Origin of the sequence: Microbacterium sp. (genome assembly GCF_035554235.1) — a bacterium.
Classification (GTDB): Bacteria; Actinomycetota; Actinomycetes; order Actinomycetales; family Microbacteriaceae; genus Microbacterium.
In genome coordinates this window covers 1-3,020 of the sequence record NZ_DATMIO010000093.1, presented here as the reverse complement: position 1 = coordinate 3,020, position 3,020 = coordinate 1, and the positions used below count along the sequence as shown (strand labels likewise).

The following is a 3,020-nucleotide window of genomic DNA, read 5'->3' as shown; positions in this document are numbered from 1 at the left end:
GTCTGTGCGTCGAGTGCACCGAACGGTTCATCCATGAGGAGCACCTCGGGCCCATACGAGAGGCTGCGGGCAATGGCCACGCGTTGCTTCATTCCGCCCGACAGCTCGTGCGGATAGCGATCCGCAAACTCTGTGAGCCCGACCAGCTCGAGATAGGTCTTCGCCCGCTCCGACCTCTGCGCTTTCGAGAGGCCGCCCTTTGCTTCCAGCGCGAACTCGATGTTCGCCTGGGCCGTGCGCCACGGCAGCAGTGCGTACTGCTGGAACACGACGCTGCGGTCTAGCCCGGGGCCCGAAATCGGGATGCCGTCAACCGTCAGCCCGCCGCTGCTGGGCTTGGCGAGGCCGGCGATCAAATCGAGCACGGTCGACTTGCCGCATCCGGACGGCCCGACGATGGTGAGGAACTCCCCGGCCGCGACCGTCAGATTCAGCTCGTCGAGCGCGATGAACTCTCGCAGCTGCTTGTCGTCGTTGCCCCGGACCCAGAAGGTCTGTCCGACAGCCGTCAATTCGATTCGAGAACTCATCACTGGCCTTTCGCGTAAGGGTTGAATTCGTTGGTATAGACATCCGACGGTTCAATCGCATCGGCGTCGACGTCGCCACGCGCCTGCAGCCAGTCCAGCCAGATCGCAATGTCCTTGTCTTCGATAACGGGCGTGGCGGATGGCACCCCGAGGCTGCCGGGGAAGTTCTGCTCGATCGCGGGCTTGTAGTCACCGAGCCCCTGCTCGTCGAGGTAGGGGAAGTAGACGTCGAAGATTTCCTGCTTCTCATGCGTTTCGATGAAGTTGACGGCCTTGGCAACGCCCGCGACGAGCGTCTTCGTGGTCTTCGGATTCGCCTTGATGAAGTCCTCTCTCATCGAGAATCCGCCACCGCTGTACTTGCCGATCACATCGATGTCGCTCGTCAGCTCCACGGTTTCCACCGTCTGCTTGGTCACCTCAGCCGCGATGAACGAGAGGTACGCGGCATCGACCTGTCCGTCCTTCAGCGCCTGGGGCGTGTTGAGAGGAGGCAGCGGCACGAGCGTGATCTGGTCCTGCTCCTCCTGGGTCAGCTTCTCCTGGTCGAACCACGTGTCCAACACGGCTTCCGCGTTGGCGCCGAGAGTGTTCACGGCGATGCGCTTACCGATGAGACCGTGCGCGTCGGTGATTCCCGACTGCTTCGTGGCGATAATCGTGCCGAACGTCTTGCCGTTGGAGCCGTAGGTCGGCACAACGGCTTTGATCGGCGCCCCCGTGCCAACCAGTTGGGCGATGGCACCGAAGAAGGCACCGCTGCTGATGTCGGTCTGCTTCGACGCGAGGGCCTGGAGACCCTGAGGCCCCCCTGTCACATCGCCGATCTTTTCGAGCGTGATGCCGTCGAGGTAACCCAACGCATCGGCGAGCTCGAGCGGGTTCACGGCCCCCGCGCTGCCCTGGTAGCGAATGGTCGTGACCTCCTCGCCAGACGCGGCGCCTGCGGCGGTGCCTGCGCACGCGGTCAACGCCAGCCCGGCCAGGGCCAGCGCGGCGAGGGCGGCGAGCCCGGTGGGTCGGAGATTGTGGCGAGTCATCTGGTCCTTCGTCCTCAGCTTCATGGCCCGCGGATGCCGGGCGTAGGAAGGAAGCTATTTCAGAAGTCGCTAGAGAGATGCGCGTCTTACCCGGAGTGACCGCACGTGACCACGAGTGACGACACATGACCGCCGGGTGACACCGGATGACCGTGCGTGACGCCGCGGTCGGCAGCCGGATGGACTCACCAGCGCCCTCGATCGCCGGGAGCGGCAACGCGCGGTCACGGCCTTGCGGCAGCGATCTCCTTGCGGATGATGTCCGTGCCCGCACTGAGCGCGCTCAGCTTCCCGAGTGCAACGTTCCGAGTCAACGGCGCCATGCCGCAGTTCGTGCTCGGGAGGAGCTTGTCCGCGTCGACGAACGTGAGCGCGCGTCGGAGGGTGTCGGCGACGTCGTCCGGGGTCTCGATGGTCTCGCTCGCCACGTCGATGGCCCCGAGCATTACCTTTTTGCCGCGGACGAGCTCGATGAGGTCCATCGGCACATGGGAGTGCTGGCATTCGAGCGACACGATGTCGATGGTGGATCGCTGCAGGAGCGGGAAGGATTGCTCGTACTGCCGCCATTCCGGCCCGAGGGTCGCCTTCCAGTCGGTGTTCGCCTTGATCCCGTAGCCGTAGCAGATGTGCACGGCTGTCTCGGCACGTAGCCCTTCTGCCGCCCTCTCCAGCGTTGCCACCCCACAGTCCTGCACCTCATCGTGGAAGACGTTGAATGCGGGTTCGTCGAACTGGATGATGTCGATCCCGGCCGCCTCGAGCTCTTTCGCTTCCTGATTGAGGATCGTCGCGAACTCCCAGGCCAGCTTCTCGCGGCTCTTGTAGTGGCGGTCGTAGAGCGTGTCGATCATCGTCATCGGGCCAGGGAGTGCCCACTTGATCGGCTGGTCCGTCTGCTGACGGAGGAACTTCGCGTCGTCGACGAACACGGGCTTCTCACGGCTCACGGCACCGACGACGGTCGGCACGCTCGCGTCATACCGATCGCGGATTCGCACGGTCTCTCGCTGCTCGAAGTCGACGCCGGTGAGGTGCTCGATGAACGTGGTGACGAAGTGCTGGCGGGTCTGCTCTCCGTCGCTGATGATGTCGATGCCGCGCCGGCGCTGCTCCTGGACTGCGCTGCGCAGCGCATCCTGCTTGCCCTCGACCAACGCATCATCCTCCAGCTTCCACGGAGACCAGAGGGTTTCGGGCTGCGCGAGCCACGACGGCTTCGGCAGGCTGCCGACGATGGAGGTGGGCAAGAGCGTGTGCACGATCGAGGATTCTCCGCTGGTCATCCGACGAGAACGGGGTAGTCGGCGGCCCACTGCTCCAGGACTTTCCCGTGCGGCTTCATGAAGTGCTCCTCCGTGTACTTCCCCTGCTTCTTGGCGAGCTGATTGCGCTCGTCACGGTCGTAGGCGATCTGCGTCCGTGAGTAGTCCTGCTGCTCCAGGCTCGG

General features: G+C 64.2%; 4 protein-coding genes. All 4 read right to left on the bottom strand.

What is annotated here, in order from left to right:
- On the bottom strand, positions 1-530 hold a 530-nt coding region (locus VNT50_RS04660), incomplete at its 3' end, for an ABC transporter ATP-binding protein (protein ID WP_325483936.1).
- Positions 530-1,594, bottom strand: a complete 1,065-nt coding sequence (locus VNT50_RS04655; protein WP_325483935.1) for an ABC transporter substrate-binding protein — start codon at positions 1,592-1,594, stop codon at positions 530-532. The genes VNT50_RS04660 and VNT50_RS04655, both read right to left, overlap by 1 nt.
- 200 nt (positions 1,595-1,794) lie before the next feature.
- Complete coding sequence (locus tag VNT50_RS04650) at positions 1,795-2,832, bottom strand: methionine synthase (RefSeq protein WP_325483934.1); 1,038 nt, start codon at positions 2,830-2,832, stop codon at positions 1,795-1,797.
- A 20-nt stretch (positions 2,833-2,852) separates the two neighbouring features.
- Positions 2,853-3,014, bottom strand: a complete 162-nt coding sequence (locus VNT50_RS04645; RefSeq protein ID WP_325483937.1) for a putative oxygenase MesX — start codon at positions 3,012-3,014, stop codon at positions 2,853-2,855.
- Positions 3,015-3,020: the final 6 nt, after the last annotated feature.

Coding starts and splice junctions, on each gene's coding strand:
- VNT50_RS04655 (WP_325483935.1), bottom strand. CDS start 1,594: ATGAAGCTGAGGACGAAGGACCAGATGACTCGCCACAATCTCCGACCC.